The organism is Phormidesmis sp. 146-33 (assembly GCF_052939515.1).
This window is the reverse complement of the sequence record NZ_JBJPHU010000006.1, coordinates 65,930-81,567: the sequence shown is the minus strand read 5'-3', so window position 1 is coordinate 81,567 and position 15,638 is coordinate 65,930. Positions and strand designations below refer to the sequence as shown.

Annotated in this window: 21 protein-coding genes; 7 read left to right on the top strand and 14 right to left on the bottom strand. The window is 50.2% G+C overall.

Going from position 1 to position 15,638, the window contains the following annotated elements:
* Positions 1–14: 14 nt before the first annotated feature.
* The 10 genes from ACJ2PR_RS04390 to ACJ2PR_RS04345 form a co-directional block, all read right to left on the bottom strand.
* Positions 15–653: a lysophospholipid acyltransferase family protein gene (locus ACJ2PR_RS04390; RefSeq protein ID WP_446876076.1), complete on the bottom strand. Its 639-nt coding sequence runs from the start codon at positions 651–653 to the stop codon at positions 15–17.
* 24 nt (positions 654–677) lie between these two features.
* Entirely contained in the window at positions 678–1,559 is an 882-nt protein-coding gene (gene fabD, locus ACJ2PR_RS04385) for an ACP S-malonyltransferase (protein ID WP_446876075.1), read from the bottom strand.
* Between the two features lie 162 nt (positions 1,560–1,721).
* Positions 1,722–1,979 carry a YgiT-type zinc finger protein gene (locus ACJ2PR_RS04380; RefSeq protein WP_446867659.1) on the bottom strand — a complete coding sequence of 86 codons (258 nt, stop codon included), beginning with the start codon at positions 1,977–1,979 and terminating at the stop codon, positions 1,722–1,724.
* A gap of 232 nt (positions 1,980–2,211) precedes the next feature.
* The gene (locus ACJ2PR_RS04375; protein WP_446876074.1) at positions 2,212–2,451 is read right to left on the bottom strand and encodes a hypothetical protein; all 240 of its coding nucleotides are present in this window, start codon (positions 2,449–2,451) and stop codon (positions 2,212–2,214) included.
* Complete coding sequence (locus tag ACJ2PR_RS04370) at positions 2,435–2,710, bottom strand: BrnT family toxin (protein WP_446876073.1); 276 nt, start codon at positions 2,708–2,710, stop codon at positions 2,435–2,437. Before ACJ2PR_RS04370 ends, ACJ2PR_RS04375 begins: the two co-directional genes overlap by 17 nt.
* Before the next feature lie 122 nt (positions 2,711–2,832).
* Positions 2,833–3,786, bottom strand: coding sequence for a hypothetical protein (locus ACJ2PR_RS04365; RefSeq protein ID WP_446876072.1), 954 nt, complete (start codon positions 3,784–3,786; stop codon positions 2,833–2,835).
* 79 nt (positions 3,787–3,865) lie between these two features.
* Positions 3,866–4,864, bottom strand: coding sequence for a beta-ketoacyl-ACP synthase III (locus ACJ2PR_RS04360; RefSeq protein ID WP_446876071.1), 999 nt, complete (start codon positions 4,862–4,864; stop codon positions 3,866–3,868).
* A gap of 41 nt (positions 4,865–4,905) precedes the next feature.
* The gene (plsX, locus tag ACJ2PR_RS04355) at positions 4,906–5,940 is read right to left on the bottom strand and encodes a phosphate acyltransferase PlsX (RefSeq protein WP_446867663.1); all 1,035 of its coding nucleotides are present in this window, start codon (positions 5,938–5,940) and stop codon (positions 4,906–4,908) included.
* A 401-nt stretch (positions 5,941–6,341) separates the two neighbouring features.
* The gene (locus tag ACJ2PR_RS04350) at positions 6,342–7,196 is read right to left on the bottom strand and encodes a hypothetical protein (RefSeq protein WP_446876070.1); all 855 of its coding nucleotides are present in this window, start codon (positions 7,194–7,196) and stop codon (positions 6,342–6,344) included.
* 87 nt (positions 7,197–7,283) lie between these two features.
* A complete protein-coding gene (locus tag ACJ2PR_RS04345; RefSeq protein WP_446876069.1) occupies positions 7,284–7,877 on the bottom strand; it encodes a DUF1517 domain-containing protein in 594 nt (197 codons plus the stop codon).
* Positions 7,878–8,097: 220 nt separating this feature from the next.
* Between ACJ2PR_RS04345 and ACJ2PR_RS04340 the strand changes: the two genes are divergently transcribed.
* Together ACJ2PR_RS04340 and ACJ2PR_RS04335 are read left to right on the top strand one after the other, a co-directional pair.
* A complete protein-coding gene (locus tag ACJ2PR_RS04340; protein WP_446876068.1) occupies positions 8,098–8,244 on the top strand; it encodes a hypothetical protein in 147 nt (48 codons plus the stop codon).
* Between the two features lie 5 nt (positions 8,245–8,249).
* The gene (locus ACJ2PR_RS04335; RefSeq protein WP_446876067.1) at positions 8,250–8,480 is read left to right on the top strand and encodes a hypothetical protein; all 231 of its coding nucleotides are present in this window, start codon (positions 8,250–8,252) and stop codon (positions 8,478–8,480) included.
* Between the two features lie 126 nt (positions 8,481–8,606).
* Here the strand turns inward: ACJ2PR_RS04335 and ACJ2PR_RS04330 are convergent, their stop codons facing one another.
* The gene (locus ACJ2PR_RS04330; protein ID WP_446876066.1) at positions 8,607–10,190 is read right to left on the bottom strand and encodes a pentapeptide repeat-containing protein; all 1,584 of its coding nucleotides are present in this window, start codon (positions 10,188–10,190) and stop codon (positions 8,607–8,609) included.
* Positions 10,191–10,303: 113 nt separating this feature from the next.
* Between ACJ2PR_RS04330 and ACJ2PR_RS04325 the strand changes: the two genes are divergently transcribed.
* The gene (locus tag ACJ2PR_RS04325) at positions 10,304–11,143 is read left to right on the top strand and encodes a prephenate/arogenate dehydrogenase (protein WP_446876065.1); all 840 of its coding nucleotides are present in this window, start codon (positions 10,304–10,306) and stop codon (positions 11,141–11,143) included.
* A 22-nt stretch (positions 11,144–11,165) separates the two neighbouring features.
* Here ACJ2PR_RS04325 and ACJ2PR_RS04320 read toward each other — a convergent pair whose 3' ends face one another.
* Entirely contained in the window at positions 11,166–11,609 is a 444-nt protein-coding gene (locus ACJ2PR_RS04320) for a hypothetical protein (RefSeq protein ID WP_446861338.1), read from the bottom strand.
* A 108-nt stretch (positions 11,610–11,717) separates the two neighbouring features.
* The gene (locus ACJ2PR_RS04315; RefSeq protein WP_446876064.1) at positions 11,718–12,284 is read right to left on the bottom strand and encodes a peroxiredoxin; all 567 of its coding nucleotides are present in this window, start codon (positions 12,282–12,284) and stop codon (positions 11,718–11,720) included.
* A 68-nt stretch (positions 12,285–12,352) separates the two neighbouring features.
* Here ACJ2PR_RS04315 and ACJ2PR_RS04310 point away from each other — a divergent pair, with 68 nt between their 5' ends.
* From ACJ2PR_RS04310 to ACJ2PR_RS04295, 4 genes are read left to right on the top strand one after another with little or no spacing between them, the layout of a single operon-like run.
* Positions 12,353–12,544 (top strand): DUF6888 family protein, encoded by a 192-nt coding sequence (locus tag ACJ2PR_RS04310; RefSeq protein WP_446876113.1) that lies wholly within the window; start codon positions 12,353–12,355, stop codon positions 12,542–12,544.
* Positions 12,528–12,755 carry a DUF6887 family protein gene (locus ACJ2PR_RS04305; RefSeq protein WP_446876063.1) on the top strand — a complete coding sequence of 76 codons (228 nt, stop codon included), beginning with the start codon at positions 12,528–12,530 and terminating at the stop codon, positions 12,753–12,755. Before ACJ2PR_RS04310 ends, ACJ2PR_RS04305 begins: the two co-directional genes overlap by 17 nt.
* 21 nt (positions 12,756–12,776) lie before the next feature.
* Entirely contained in the window at positions 12,777–12,962 is a 186-nt protein-coding gene (locus ACJ2PR_RS04300; protein ID WP_446876112.1) for a DUF6888 family protein, read from the top strand.
* Positions 12,952–13,164, top strand: coding sequence for a DUF6887 family protein (locus tag ACJ2PR_RS04295; RefSeq protein ID WP_446876062.1), 213 nt, complete (start codon positions 12,952–12,954; stop codon positions 13,162–13,164). The genes ACJ2PR_RS04300 and ACJ2PR_RS04295 overlap by 11 nt, the downstream gene beginning before the upstream one ends.
* A 2-nt stretch (positions 13,165–13,166) precedes the next feature.
* Here ACJ2PR_RS04295 and recG read toward each other — a convergent pair whose 3' ends face one another.
* Positions 13,167–15,614, bottom strand: coding sequence for an ATP-dependent DNA helicase RecG (gene recG, locus ACJ2PR_RS04290; protein WP_446876111.1), 2,448 nt, complete (start codon positions 15,612–15,614; stop codon positions 13,167–13,169).
* Positions 15,615–15,638: the final 24 nt, after the last annotated feature.

The following is a 15,638-nucleotide window of genomic DNA, read 5'->3' as shown; positions in this document are numbered from 1 at the left end:
CTCAAAGTGTCCTGTTATCGTCCTAAATCATGTAACGCATTGATCGCTGCTGCACAACGCTGAGTGACGGCTTCGAGTTGGGCGCGATCGCTCGACTCTGGCGGCAAAATCAATTCACCAATCCGCACCGTAAGGGGGACAGGACGCGGAACGGCGGAGCCTTTTTGAAAGATCTGCTCAGTCCCCCACAGGCTCACAGGCAACAGCGGCGATTGAGTTTTGGCAGCAATCCAGGCGGCACCCAGTTTGGGATCTTGAATGCGCCCATCAGCCGTGCGAGTGCCATCCAAAAAAACGCCCGTTGCCCAACCTGATTCAATCGAGGCAATGGCCGCTTTCATCGCAGAACGATCGCCCGCCCCTCGCTTCACCGGATAGGCTCCATAAGCTGTAATTGCCTGCTTGAGACCCGGAACCCGAAACAGTTCTTCTTTGGCCATGTAGGCAACGGGGCGACCCACACAGCAAGACAGCAACATCGGATCAAAATCGCTGGCATGATTGCTCACTACCAACAGCCGTCCTCGTTTGGGCACCTGCTCAGATCCATAAATCCGCCCTCGAAAGTAGAGATGCAGCGCAGGACTCACCACCGACCACTTGAACAAGTGGTATAGAAAAAGGCTAATGAAAGGCTCACGATCGTTCGGCATAGTTTTTAGCAACCACCGCTCCCATTATTGAGGGAATTCGGCCACAGTGCTGACATTTTCTAACACCAGATTGGGGCAAGTGCGTTTGATAATGCCCGTGAGAACTTTACCCGGCCCGACTTCGACCACGCGATCGACTCCTTCTAAAGGCAACTGCAACGAGATTTCTCGCCAGCGCACTGCTCCTGTCATCTGTCGATTGAGGCGATCTTTGAGAACGGCCGCATCGGTACTGGGCAATGGATCGACATTCGACAAAACGGGCACCTGAGCCGATCGAAACTCAACCGCATCCAACACTAATTTGAACTGCGTCGCCGCCTCTGCCATCAACGGCGAATGAAACGCCCCACTGACATTTAGCTTGACGGCCCGTTTGGATTTAACCTGAGTGAGAACAAATTCTACCGCTACGGGTGTGCCAGAGATCACGACCTGCCCGGCGTTATTGTCGTTTGCTAACACTACATCAGCAGTTTGCTCAATGACGGTTTCGAGTTGGGTGCGATCGAACCCCAACAAGGCTGCCATCATGCCATCCGAGGCGCTATCCATCAATTCGGCGCGACGCTGAATCAGTTTCAGGCCGTCTTCAAAGCTAAACACATCCGCCACATAGAGGGCAGTGTATTCTCCCAAACTGTGACCTGCGACGAAATCAGGCTGATGCCCTTTTGCCTTGAGCAAGTCCGCCAAAATGCTCTCTACGACATACAGGCAAGGCTGCGTATACAGCGTGTGAGACACCTTATCGTCTGCGCTCTGACACACCTCAGCCACCGACCAGCCGAGAATCTGATCCGCCCGTTCAAATTTAGCTTTCGCCTCTGGAATTTCAAGCAAATCAACGCCCATGTCGATCGCTTGCGACCCTTGCCCCGGAAACACCCACGCTGTTTTAGTCATTCGCCATTAATCAGTAAAAACTTCAAATTCTGGATTTTGAAGGCCGTTCAACGCCCTAAATTTTACAGCCTATTCAAAGTCCTTTGTACTTATCAAAACATGAAGGAGGTTTCTAACGCTTCCCCTCACCGAACGCAAAAAATTTGTACTCTACTGACAAACTTATACCCGTCTTGGTGCAGCAGGATTGTTGTTGGGCTGCTGACGTGACGAATAACCAGCCAGCGCCAACGTTTCGCGATCTAGAAATGAAAGCGCCTCTTGAATCACATCGACTTCATGCGTTTCAAACAGCGACTCGCCACATTGATCGCAAACCCAAGCAGGAATTGCATCCCACGAAACATGATAGCCCTTTCGATCAATGCTAAAAGGAGCGGTGCCTCGACGCATCTGAGCTTTACAACACGGGCATTCCATCTCAAAGCCTCTCTCTAAAATCAGCCGTCCACACTAACGATTCATGTGGTTTCATTGATATCGTAATTCAAATAAAAAGTTACTTTGCGATCGACAACCTTTGCAAGTTCGCTCTAACTGAATTGTTGTGACGCTTACACTACAACTGCTTTGTACTTCGTTTCAAGGGACATTGGAATCTCTGAACCATGCTCATTGATCCAAACCCTTTCATCGCCACCAATATCTCCCTTCAGGTCGGTTCAATCGGGTTGTTAGACTGCTGGCGTTGAGCGATCTGGAGCAATAATCGTAATGCTTCATTTACAGATGCATCAGTCGGAAAAGCTTGGGCAATATCAGGATCTAAGAGAACTAAGTTTGTTCCTGCCCGATATCTTTCAACATATTTGCCTCTAACCCCTCCCGCCATTTTGGAGAAGTCGTATTCAGGGCGTAGTTCATCTTCTAGCTCATCAACTTCCTTCTTCATAAAACATCCTTTCCTGGCGAGTGGCTCTTCGAGCGCTGATGATGCGAGTTTGGTTTTCTCGATCGGTGTGGGAAACAACCAATAATTGCCCCAACCCTGACATCCCAATAATAATGTAGCGGCTTTCCCCAATGGAATGATTAGGGTCAGGAAATGTCACAGATAACGAGTCATCAAATACGGTCGTAGCTTCTTGGAAAGAGATATTATGCTTTCTCAGACTGATAATAGCTTTATCTGGATTCCACTCAAATTCCATGCAGAGGCTCTCGTTGCCAACGATTTCAGCAGTTTAGCAGGTTGCCCTTGAGAGGCTGTTAAGCATTAGCTTTATGCGAAGATTTTGCTCGCCGCTCCAACAGAATTGTTAGGCTTCTATCGTCAAAGTCCGAGTGTTGCAAGCCAGTTCTTACACACAAACTTTGCAGCAGCTTGTAGTGCCGCTGCTGCTGCTGTTGCTTCTGGTTCTTCACCTTGATGTACGACTGCATTTCTCAAACTATTCATATGGCGGAGTTCTGTAAGCAGATCTCTGCGCTCTTTCTCCTCAACATCGACAAATGCATTGCTACAGGCACCAGAAATACAAAGATCAAAACGAAGTGGGTTGCCCATTTCACGAACCGCATTTCTGACACCGTTACCACCAGCTAGGGTGTTTTTCTCCAGCCAGTATTCGACTGCTGGTGAGGCGACGATCTCGGCAGATGAACAAGCACAGAGAACTGCTTCGCGTAGATTACCGTTTTCAAAATGTCGAGTTCCATCAATCAGGATTCGCCAACTTGAGCTTATAGAGTCTGGTAAGCCCATCATGTACCCTAAGTGGAGCTTTTCAACGTCTACGTGAGAAGGAAGATAATGTTCAAGAATGTCATTTAGGTCGAGCATGACTGGTGTGTATTCCAGTCGTCTTTGCTCCTCAGGTGCAATCATCACAATTGTGCGACCATCAAGGCGATGCCTAGGTACCCATACATCAAAATATGTATGCTCGTACGCCCGTAGAAACCTATTAGCTAGAGCGCTTGCAAATTTGGCTTGCCTTTCTGAACTCCAGCTAAGTATGTTTTTGCTATATGGAACTTCAATCAGCATTGGTGCTGCTCTGTCCATCTCTTCTGCCTGTCGGCTGCTATTTCCACTGATAATACTGCACAGTTGAGCAAACTCCTTCGAGGTTGCTGGGGGAACGGATACGCTGAACAAGCAAGCATCATCCTCAAAGACTTCGGAAGTAACACTGATGCCTTGAGAAAAGAGACTTGATTTAGTAACCTCTATCGATGTGCAAAAGCCGAGATCTTCATCTAACTCCAATATGGATTCGCTCATATTTCAACATTGATTTGCTCATGATCAGTGATTTTGTTTAGAAGCCTAACTCTTATTTCATCCCTCATTCCTCACTCCTCTATCTGCCCCACTGAAAGACGATCGCTCCCCAAGTTAGACCTGCGCCAAAGCCAGAGGTGACGATCGTTTGCCCTTCCTTAATCTTCCCTTGCCGAACCGCTTCATCTAACGCCAGAGGAATCGAGGCCGCCGACGTGTTGCCATACTCTGCAAGATTGCTGATCACTTTGCTCGAAGGAATTTTGAGGCGATCGGCAACTGCATCTAAAATGCGCTGATTAGCCTGATGCAACAGCAACCAATCGACTTCTTCAACCTCAAGGCTGGCTCGAAATAGGGCCTTCTCAATCACTTCGGGCACTTTTTTGACGGCAAAGCGATAGACTTCTTGCCCGTTCATCGTGATCGGGTGAAACGTCCCTTGATTGATGGTGACATCATCCGTCAGGTTTTTGGGCTGAGACTGATACGACAGATTCAAGCAGTTATTTTGAGTGCCATCGCTGCGGAGTTCAAACCCTAACAGGCGATCGTGCAAATTAGCCTGCATCACCACCGCCCCGGCTCCATCGCCAAACAGCACACAGGTACGCCGATCTGACCAATCAACCCAGCGAGACAGCACATCCGCCCCAATCAGCAGCACATTTTGATAAACGCCTGTGCGAATGAACTGCGAAGCCGTCACCATGCCAAACACAAACCCCGAACAAGCAGCCGTCAGATCAAACGCCACCGCTTTAGACGCACCCAACTCAGCTTGAATCTGACTCGCACTGCCAAACAAATCATCCGCCGTCGAGGTTGCGAGAATGATTAAATCCAGATCCATTGGGGAAAGGCCGGACATCTCGATCGCGCCCCTTCCCGCCTCGACTGCCAGCTTGACCAGCGAACATCCGGGTTCTGCGAGTCGGCGTTGGCGAATTCCGGTGCGAGAGGCGATCCACTCATCCGACGTTTCTACAACCTGACTCAAAGCCTCGTTACTAAGGGACACGCTAGGAGTCGCCGAGCCACTCCCGGTAATTGCAATCCCTACGCCTGACTGTTCCAAAATCTTTTCTCCATCGTGACGAGGAACTGACGAATTGCGTTCTAGCTATCCGATTGAGTGCTGACAGCAGCCTGCTCATAGCTAGAGCGAATCCGATCAAGAACCTGATTGTCGATCGCGTCTTTTGCCAACCGGGCCGCATTAAAGATCGTCGGCGCTTGAGAACTGCCGTGACTGATAATGCAGATTCCCGCAACGCCCAAAAGCAAACCGCCCCCATGTTCGGCGTGATCCATGCGCTGCTTGATTCGCTTGAGATTGGGACGCAGCAAGGTGACCCCCACTTTCCCATGCAGACCTCTGGGCAACTCTTCGCGCAGAATTTGCAAAGCCACTTCGCCCACCGCTTCAGCAAACTTGAGCAGCACATTTCCCGCAAAGCCGTCACAGACAATCACATCAAAATTGCCCGACAGCACATCTCGCCCTTCTGCGTTGCCGATAAAGGGGATTTGGGGGTTTTCTTGCAACATCTCATGGGTTTGTAGGGCCAGTTCGTTGCCCTTGTTGGGTTCTTCGCCGATGTTTAGCAATCCGACTTTGGGTTCAGTGTTGCCCAACACATATTGAGAATAGATCGTTCCCATCAGGGCAAACTGTTCAAGAAATTTGGGTCGGCAGTCTACGTTTGCGCCCACATCCAGAATCAGCACAGGTTTACCTGCGATTAGCGTAGGGAGAACGGCCCCGATCGCCGGACGATCGATGCCCGGAAGTCGGCCCAACCGCAACAAGGCCGCCGCCATCGCTGCCCCCGAATGTCCTGCCGAGACGACCGCATCGGCCCGCTTTTTCTTGACCAGATCCATTGCCACATTAATCGAGGCTTTGGGTTTACGACGCAGGGCGGTGAGCGGTTCTTCTGACATTTCGATCGTCCCTTCTGACGGCACAATCTCGATCGTAGAAGTCTGCGTGTGTTGCTTTAAGGCTGCCTCAACCTGCTGGGGATCGCCCACCAACAAGACTTCGACTCCCAGTTCTGCTTGTGCCCTGAGTGCGCCAGCCACAATTTCGGTAGGGGCATGATCGCCGCCCATCGCATCAATTGCAATTCTTACCTGCGTTGATCCCATTGGCTCAGTTTATAAAAACCTTACAAATTCTATCTCAGATGACATTCCCACAGAGAGACAATTCTTTGAGAGGTCGGCTGATGTCTACCATCTTCGCTTGAATGGGGAGCGATGTTGCAAGAAAATCGGGGAGAAGGGATGGAGGGAGGAGGGAGGAGCTAAACAGGGTTTTGGTCTTTGCTGGGCGCGATCGACAACTAAAAACGCCAATCGTTCCCTAGTTTTTAGGAGTCGATCGGCGTTCTCTCTATATTCAGCAAGCCACCTGGGTTGTCTTTGTCAAACAAAGCAGATCAGCTTCACGTTCGTAGCGTAGATTATTGAAGAAGGTGATCGGGGATCAAAAACCACACCAAACTTCTTCATCCCTCGTCCCTCATCCCTCATCCCTTATCCCTCTCCTACCGTCTTCTACCACCCACACGCGATCGACCGCTACCAAACGAGCTAGGGCGGTTGACTCGACTAGGGGTTGAGCGATTAGAGCGGCGTAGAGTGCTAGAGCCATACCCCGATCCGGTGGGGCGATCGTTTCTCACAGCAGGGCGACGAACTGTGGGATTGCTGTAGCCTGGAGAATTGATCCGTCCAGTAGAACGAAAGGCTTGACGGTTTCTCACAGCGGCCGGAGGAGCCTGATAGCGCTGTTGATAGCGGTTGACTGCTTGGTTGTAGCTGCTTCCATAACCACCAAACCCACTGAGAGGAATACCGGGTTGATAAACGGGCGGCACATAATATTGAGGCCGAAACAGGAGGCTACCGATCGCTTGACCTGCCAAAGCTCCCGCAAAAGGTGTCCAAAAACTTGGCTCTTGACGCACCACGACTGTCTGACGCTCACCCGTTTGAGGATTGGTCACATTCTCGGTGACATTGTGGACATACTCAATTTTGAAGTCTTCAGGAATGTGCAGCGAGGCTTGATTATTCTCAACCTTGAGGTAGCCTTTTTGTCCCGCTTTGATTTCTTCGGGGGTCAGTTGGGCTAGGGGCAAATTGGTCGTCCTGAAAGCGGAAGGTGTGCCAGGAGGCGTGTCTCTTAGCAAAACCGTATACTCGCCATCAGCGTCATTGTAGGTTGCCTGCTGAAGCGGATACTGGCCATTAGGAAGTTTGGTTTCTCCATTGCGCGTCTCGGTCGCACGGTTAGCTTGGGGGCTGGCTTGGGGATCACTGAGACTGGAACTGCCGCAGCCGATCGTCGTCCAACACAGAGCCAGAGACATCGAGAGAACTAAAAAACGTCGGGACATAGACCGAATCCGATTAATAAAGGGTTGTGAGTTCATGAGCTGATAACAAAAGTTCAATAGAGCAACGTTTAACAGAAAATGTGGTGGTTACAGGGGAATTAATTCTGGAAAAAACTCTAAAAGCTGGTCAGAGGTGAGTTCTTCTCCAAGGCTGGCGGGTGAAAAGTGAACTTGAACCGCTCGTAGACGCTCCTGATAGTGCAGATTGATCAGGGCTTTGAGTCCAGTTCCCAGGGCGCTTATGCTGGCAAGATCGGTTTCTAGATCGGGAACTTCCCCTTCGCTGGCGATCGTAATCATGACGACCAGGTTCTGCGTCACCGGAAGCGCCAAATCATCCGCAGCCTCGTTTGCCAATTCTGGGGCACTCATGTAGCGCTGGGCAGAGTCGGTAAACAACTCATTTACATAGTCGCCTGCTTCTCCCTCGCTCCAAAACACATCGCCTTCGTTGGCTGCTGATTGCCAGTAGGTCTGATATTGCAATAGGCTTTGACAGAGTTCGACCAGTCCTTCGCCCAGGGTTTGCATATCGCCTTCTGACTCTACTGCGTCTCGCGCGGCTTGATTGAGAACGCCCAACAGCGGAGCGACTTCTTTGCCCGCCAAGTGAATGAATAGACGGCAGACCACAAAGCGAGTCTTACCACTAAATTGATTAAAGCGATCGCGTAGACTCATCCACCTCACCCCGCTTGAAATAAAAGAGTTTACTCAGAACATTCATCTACTGTACTAATTCGTGGTGCAGATCATATCCGTCGCAGGGTAGCGAATACCGAGCCAAAATAGAGAGATGTTTAGAAGTCTTTCGATCGATCTATGAGCGCCACGATCGCGCCATTGAGCCTTCTCAAGATGCAGTTCGCACTACCTTTTACATTTCAGGTGACTTCTTCTCATGAGCTTTTCTCAAGTCAAGCAACTGTTATTGGGCAAAGCGCTTCCTACTAGTGCCCATGCAGAAGAACGGTTAAGCAACTCAGCAGCGTGGGCAGTCCTTTCGTCAGATGTGCTTCCAACGGTCGCTTATGCCGCTCGACTCTAATTGTTTTGGTTGCAACAGGCACAGGCGCGTCGGTATTGGGTTGGTCACTGCCCGTAGCGATCGCAATCATTGCCTTGTTGATCATCGTGATTCTTTCTTATCGTCAGACGATTCGCGCTTACCCGCAGGGAGGCGGTTCCTGTATCGTTGCCCGTGGCAATCTCGGACTGTTGCCAGCACTGGTCGCAGGCGGTTCGCTGATGATTGACTATATTTTGATCGTCGCCGTCAGCTAATCCCATGCGAATTGGGGAATTTTGCGTCGGCTCAAAATTTTGGTCTTAAAGTCCCCCAGAATTGGCAGCTTGGGGAGAGAAGCGCCAAACAACGAAGCGTAGAAACCCCATCGAATTCACGTCACGTCAATCTCGATTTCCGGATTGATGAAATCCTTTGATGAAGCCGATCGCTTGCTCGACACTGGGTAACTCAAACTTTCTCACGGGCGGCAGATTTAGACTTGGCTCTGCTTTGGAGGAGGGAATGGAGTGCTTGCCAAACTGGGGATTGTGATAGATCGTCAGAGCTTGATTGTTGGAGTTGAGTAGGGTAATTTTGGTCGGAGATTGGAAGAAGGGGATTTTTTTGATGGCGATCGGGATCGATTGCAAAAGTTTTACACTGTCTACCTGCTGAGTTTGCTGACTCAAGCGAGTTACGAGTTTTTGAAACTGCCGCAGAATGCTTGACCCGTTACTCGAACCGTTACCCAAACCGTTGTGCATCTCTTGCGTCGGGATTTGCTGCATCAACTCCAAAATATTTTTCTGAACAAACTTGGCATCATCAAACGGAAATATCGCAACGTAGGCAGCAATGAAAAGTTGTTCGTCTCGCTCTAGCTCAAAGGTTAGCGTCGTGCGACGGCGGCGAACAGTCAGACTAGGGGGAGGGGTCAAAGCGCCACACTGTCGAGCAATTTGTTCATACGTAACGGCCAACCCACAGTGAGCATCGGTGTCGAGGCGATCGTCCACCACAATCTGCACCGTCGGCGGTGTTTCATTAAAATATTCGCGACAGTCATCGGTCAAAAATTGGTAGACCCGACTCTGATCGCCATTCAAACTCAGATCGATCCAGCGGCAAGTCGCCCCCTCGGTCTTGACTCCATAAGGCGGAACGGCGTGTAGCTTAACCCCCGTCATCATCGAACCACTCAAATCGGCCCCGGCCCAATCAGCCCCCGCCAAATTTGCCCGCGTTAAGTCCACATGTACCAGGGTTGCATCCAGCAAAATGGCATGACTGAGATCGGCTCCCGTCAAATTTGCGCCACTGAGCTTTGTCCCGCTTAAATCGGCCCACCGCAAATCTGCCCCGCTCAAATCAGCCCACCGTAAATTTGCCCCTGATAAATTTGCGCCTTGAAGGTTGGCTCGGCTCAGATTGGTTTGTCTAAGTTCGGACTGAGTGAGGTCTACGCCCGTCAGATCAGCGCCACTGAGATCACTGCTCGTCAGATTTGCCTGCTCTAGATTGGCGGAGGTTAAAACGGCATGGCGCAAGTCGGCCCGACTCAAATTTGCGTGACTCAGGTTGGCGTATCGCAGTTTGGTGTCTCTCAGGTCTGCATTGCTGAGATTGGCTCCTTTGAGGGTGGCTCCGCTCAATTCGGCTCGTGTCAGTTCGGCTTTGATCAATTGGGCGCTTGTCAGGTCTGCTCCCGTCAGGTCAGCCAGCGTCAGGTTTGCCACGTTGAGATTTGCGCCTGTGAGGTTGGCTCTGCTGAGATTAGTGCCGTTGAGTTTGGCGACGCTGAGGTTGGCTTGACTGAGGTTGGTTTGGCTGAGATTTGCACCCGTAAAATTGACAATACTCAGGTCGGCGCGACTGAGATCTGCTCCACTCAGGTTGACTCCACTGAGGTTGGCTTCTCGGAGATTGAGGGTAGAAAACGCCCTTGACCCTGCCCCATACTTTTCAAGAACTTCCTCAGCTTTCATTCAGATTCTCTTTGACCAAATATCCGAAAATTTGCGGTTTAGCTGGAATTAACGTACCCAGATCCAAATCAGAATTAGCCTGTATAACGGGGTGGGAAATCGTATCTTCATTTATGAAAATCGGCATTGTAGGATTGGGTTTGATTGGGGGATCGCTGGGGTTAGATCTGCGATCGCAGGGTCACGAAGTTTTGGGAGTCAGCCGTCAAGAACGAACCTGTCAGGTTGCCGTAACGCGAGGAGCGGTGGATGATGCGGGAGTAGACCTTAAATTTTTAGCAGACACGGACGTGATTTTCCTCTGTACACCGTTAGCCCATCTTTACACCACGGTTACACAGTTGATTCCGTATCTTTCTCTGAACACAGTATTAACCGATGTGGGGTCAGTCAAACAATCTGTTGTTCAGGACATCTCGCCGCTGTGGAAAAATTTTGTAGGCGGACACCCTATGGCAGGCACCGCAGAAAGTGGCATCGAAGCGGCCCAGCACGGACTATTTGCCCGAAGTCCTTACGTTCTCACGCCAACTGAAACCACGCCCCCAGATGCGATCGCTCTAGTCGAATCGATCATCAAACCTTTGCAAGTCCGTCTCTATCACTGCTCACCTGCGGATCACGATCGGGCGGTCGCCTGGATTTCTCACCTGCCTGTGATGGTCAGCGCCAGTTTGATTGCAGCCTGCACCAGTGAGTCAGATTCCAGCGCATTGAAACTCGCCCAAACATTGGCAAGTTCTGGGTTTCGGGATACCAGTCGCGTGGGGGGCGGCAATCCAGAATTGGGGGTGATGATGGCTCAGTACAATACTGTTGAAGTGCTGCGATCGCTCTCCGTTTATCGAGACAAGCTGGATCAGATTATTGGAACGATCGAGCAGGAAAATTGGGCGGCTTTAGAGGAAAGTCTTAGTCAGAGTCAGCGCGATCGACCCAAATTCGTAGACTAAATTCGTAGCTTGAATTTGTAGGCTAATCTTCTGGGGGGCGCATGGCTTCTCGTGCTAAGACGGCTAACCCTGCAACGCCAAGACTGATGAACCAGACATATTGATACCAATAGGCTTGAATCTGAGCAACGGCTGACAATTCGGGGTGCAGATTAGACAAATAGACCAGTAAAAACATCAGCATCAATCCGCTAAACCCGGTGAAGGTCAAGCCTGCCATAATGCGAGCGGGTTTGAGTTCTGCGTCGGTGATGGTGTCGAGGTCAACCTTGGCCAATTCGTCCAAAAACTCGTCGGCGGCTTGCGAAGTTTCTCCCAAATTCATCGCGGTTTCGGAGGGGAGGAGAGGAGCGATCGTTTCCACAGTTTTGAGGCGCAGCGATCGTTCGGTATCTCGCAATCTTACCAATGGCGATGGGGTGGGTTCGGCAAATTCCAGCCGTTCTTTTGGGTTTTGGGACGACATGGGCAGAGGGAGGGAGGAGGGAAGAGGGAAGAGGGAAGAGGGAGGAGAGAGGAGGGAGGAGGGAGGAGACCTTTACAGATTGTGGCAAAAATTCTGGGCGATCGCTTCTCAGCCTTTCTGGAGTTCGTCTAGTTTAGCCAGGACTTCGCGGCTGTGGACGATCGGATTTACGCCTGTGAAGGTGGCTTTGAGGGTGCCTGCGGGATCGATGATGAAGGTGTGACGCGATGAGACAACGCCCATCCAAGAGCCGTAAGCTTTGCTGGTTGCGCCTGTAGTGTCGGCCAAAAGCGGAAATTTTAGCCCTTCAGAATCGCAAAAATCGGCGTGAGAATCGACATCATCGGCACTGATACCCAAAATTTGAGTGTTGCGATCGAGATACTTCGGTAAATCTTGCTGAAATTTTTTGGCTTCGATCGTGCAGCCTGATGTGAAATCTTTGGGGTAAAAGTAGGCGACGATCCATTTGCCTCGATAGTCTGCCAGCGAAATCTGACCGTCTCCGGTATTTGTGGGCAGCGCAAACTCTGGAGCAGGCTCATTAATTGGCGGAAGTTTGCCACCCATCGCTAGCGCAGAAGGAACCACAGCCAGCAAAACGAGACAGCAGGAAAGGAAGAAAGTGAGGAGCGATCGACGGTTCATAGTCTTGTAGATAAGAGAACTTAACACAAGTTTACATCCGTGTTGAGACGATCAGAACCAGAGAAAATGATTGTGTCAAAATTGAGGAGTGAGCCATTTTACCGACTGCCGAACAAAACTTCACGACCGTTTGCGTCTGTCAGATGCTTTCTGACCTGTACCGTAATATTCAACTGTTTCGATTCAGTACAGAATCTGGCGAAATTTACATCTTCGCTGGTGAAGAGTTGCAAATTATTATTCCCCGTAATGGCAGATGGAGGTTTGTAGATGAAACCCAATTATGATGCAATGTCTTGGCAAGAATTGAGAGCTTATATTCTTCAAAATCGTCATGATCTGGAGGCAATAGAATCTTTCTTTGCGCGTCGCAGTCCCGATTCAGAAGCGACCTGGTTTTCTGCACCCAAAACGTTAGAAGAATGGAAGGAACAAGAGGAAGTGATACGCGCAGAGATTGAGAAGCGATCGAAGAAGAAGCCGTCTGATTCGCCCTAAATAAAAGCTGAGGAGTGATCTATTTTACCGACTGCTGATCAAGGATTGACATGTATTCGAGTTTTTCAAACTTTGTCGAACTTCTATCAAAGTGCTGAACTCTTTCGATACAGTGATAGGACGGGTGAAATCTACCTTTTTGTAAGTGATGAAATTCAGATTGTGATTTATCGAGATGGAACTTGGAGATTCATCAATGAAACCTGACTACAACAAAATGTCTTGGAAAGAATTGAGGACTTATTGTTTACAACATCGCGATGATTTGGATGCGATCGAATCCTTTTTTTCTCGGCGCAGTCCTGATTCGGAAGCTGTTTTATTTCATCCTCCAAAAACCGAAGAAGAATGGCATCAACAGCTTGAAATGATTCGTCCAATTCTTGAGAAAAAACCGAAACAGTCTTAACGTCAGGTCAAAATTGCGCCACCCATTAAGCGCTGGTAACGGTATGCTAATTCGGCTTTCATGGCGGGGAAACGATCGAGGCTGGGGTCTTTGGCGATCGCTTTTTCGGCGGCTTCTCGTGCCACTTCTAGAACGTCTTGATCTTCGACTAAACTGGCTAAAGCAAAATCTGGTAGTCCTGATTGACGCATTCCCAACACTTCACCGGGCCCGCGAAATCGCATATCCATCTCAGAAATAAAGAAGCCGTCTTGAGACTGTTCTAGTACATTTAATCGCTGTCTTGCCGTCTCTGCTTTAGAACTGCTCATTAACAAACAGAACGACTGAGATCCCCCTCGACCGACTCGCCCTCGAAGCTGGTGTAATTGTGACAATCCGAATCGCTCGGCGTGTTCGATCAGCATGACGGTAGCGTTGGGAACGTCTACCCCGACTTCGACGACGGTGGTTGAGACGAGAATTTGAGTTTCGTTGTCGCGAAATTTGGTGATCGATTCGTCTTTTTCGGCTGAGGTCATGCGTCCGTGCAGCAAGCCGACTTTGAATTCGGGAAAGACTTTTTCTTGAAGTTCTTGATGCTCTTCGATCGCCGACTTCAAATCCAATTTTTCAGACTCTTCGACCAGCGGTAAGACGACGTAAACCTGGCGACCCTGAGCAATTTCTCGCCGGATCAAATCGTAGGCATGTGGGCGATCGCGTCCCATCAGCGCAGTGGTCTGAATCGCCTTGCGGCCGGGAGGTAATTCGTCAATCTGGCTTACATCCAAATCGCCGTGCAGGGTCAAGGCCAACGTGCGAGGAATGGGAGTCGCCGTCATGGTCAAAACGTGAGGATGCTCGCCTTTTTGCTGGAGTCGGGCGCGTTGTTGAACGCCAAATCGATGCTGCTCGTCAATCACACACAGGCCCAATCGCTGAAAGTTCACAGTGTCCTGAATCAGGGCGTGAGTCCCCACCAAAAGCGGCAACTGTCCCGTTTCGAGTTGGGCATGAATTTCGCGACGTTTGGCGGCCTTGGTCGAACCTGTCAGCAACTCCACAGGCAGATTGAGTAAATTGAACCAGCCAACCAATTTTCGGTAATGCTGTTCTGACAAAACTTCAGTCGGTGCCATGAATGCGGCTTGATAGCCTGCCTCGATCGCCGCCAAAATCGCCACCACCGCTACGACCGTTTTTCCCGATCCGACATCGCCCTGAACTAACCGATTCATCGCACTGGGCTTTTGCAAATCATTCAGAATGTCGTTGATAACTCGCTGCTGTGCGCCTGTAAATTGGAAGGGCAAACTCTCCGTAAATCGGTGAATCAGTTCGCCCTGGGGAGCCAGAATCGCGCTTTTCTGAATCTGCTGCTGTTCTTGTCGTCGCTTGAGCAGACCGAGTTGCAGATAGAAAAATTCGTCAAACACCAACCGCCGTCGAGCCGCCGCCAACGTCTCGCTGTCAGGGGGAAAGTGAATGTGAGCGATCGCTTCCGCTAATCCAATCAACTGATAGTGATCAAGCAGTCCGGGAGGCAGCGCTTCTTGAAGTTTGGAAACGGCTGGAAGTGAGGCGACGACTGTTTTTCTGACCAGATCAGCACCCACCCCTTCGGTCAGCGAATAAATAGGAATGATCCGCCCGACTGTCAGGGAATCAATCGCATCGCCTGAGTGATCCAAAATTTCCAAATCCGGATCTTCGAGCGTTTTACCAAACTTGGTTTCTTTGACCAGACCGGATGCAGCGATCGCGGCCCCAACGGGAAACTGGCGCTTTTGTTGTTCTTGCCAGCCTCGATTGCTGTAACGCGCTCCTGCAAAAAATCGGCTGATCTTCATCTGACCTGTGCTGTCTCGAATTACAAGTTCGACGATCGTCAGCTTACTGTTGCGCGGACTGGTAAAACAGCTACAGCTTTTGATCGTTCCCACCAACGTCACCGTCTCGCCGACCTGCAATTCTCGGATGCTCACCTGACGCGCATAGTCCACATGGTCACGCGGGTAGTAATACAGCACATCCCGCACCGTGTACAGCCCCAACTTCGCCAGTTTCTCGGCATTTTTTGGGCCAATTCCGGGCAGATACGTTAATTTTTGATCGAGAGAAAGATCGCGATTGACTTCCGCAACCGGAGCCGTTTTGGGGGTTTTGATCGTGGGTTTTGGGTCTGGTGACTGGGAAGATTCTGCCGTTTTGCTGTGCGTGGTGTCTTTGTGAACTTGATACAGAAATCGTCTGGTCTCAGCCACTAGATGCTGTCGTTCAGAAAAAGATAGATCGGCGTACCCTGCAAACTTTTGGGCAATTTCTTGACACTTTTGGCGATCGACAGGCAGATCTGCCGCAGGTTCACTCAAGTTGAGGCGCAAAAATTCATTGAAGTGGTAACGATTCCCCTCCAGGTTATTGAATCCATGCTCCGCCTCAACTGCAAGAGCCTTTTGCAACTTCACCAGATCCATCGAATTAGACAATTT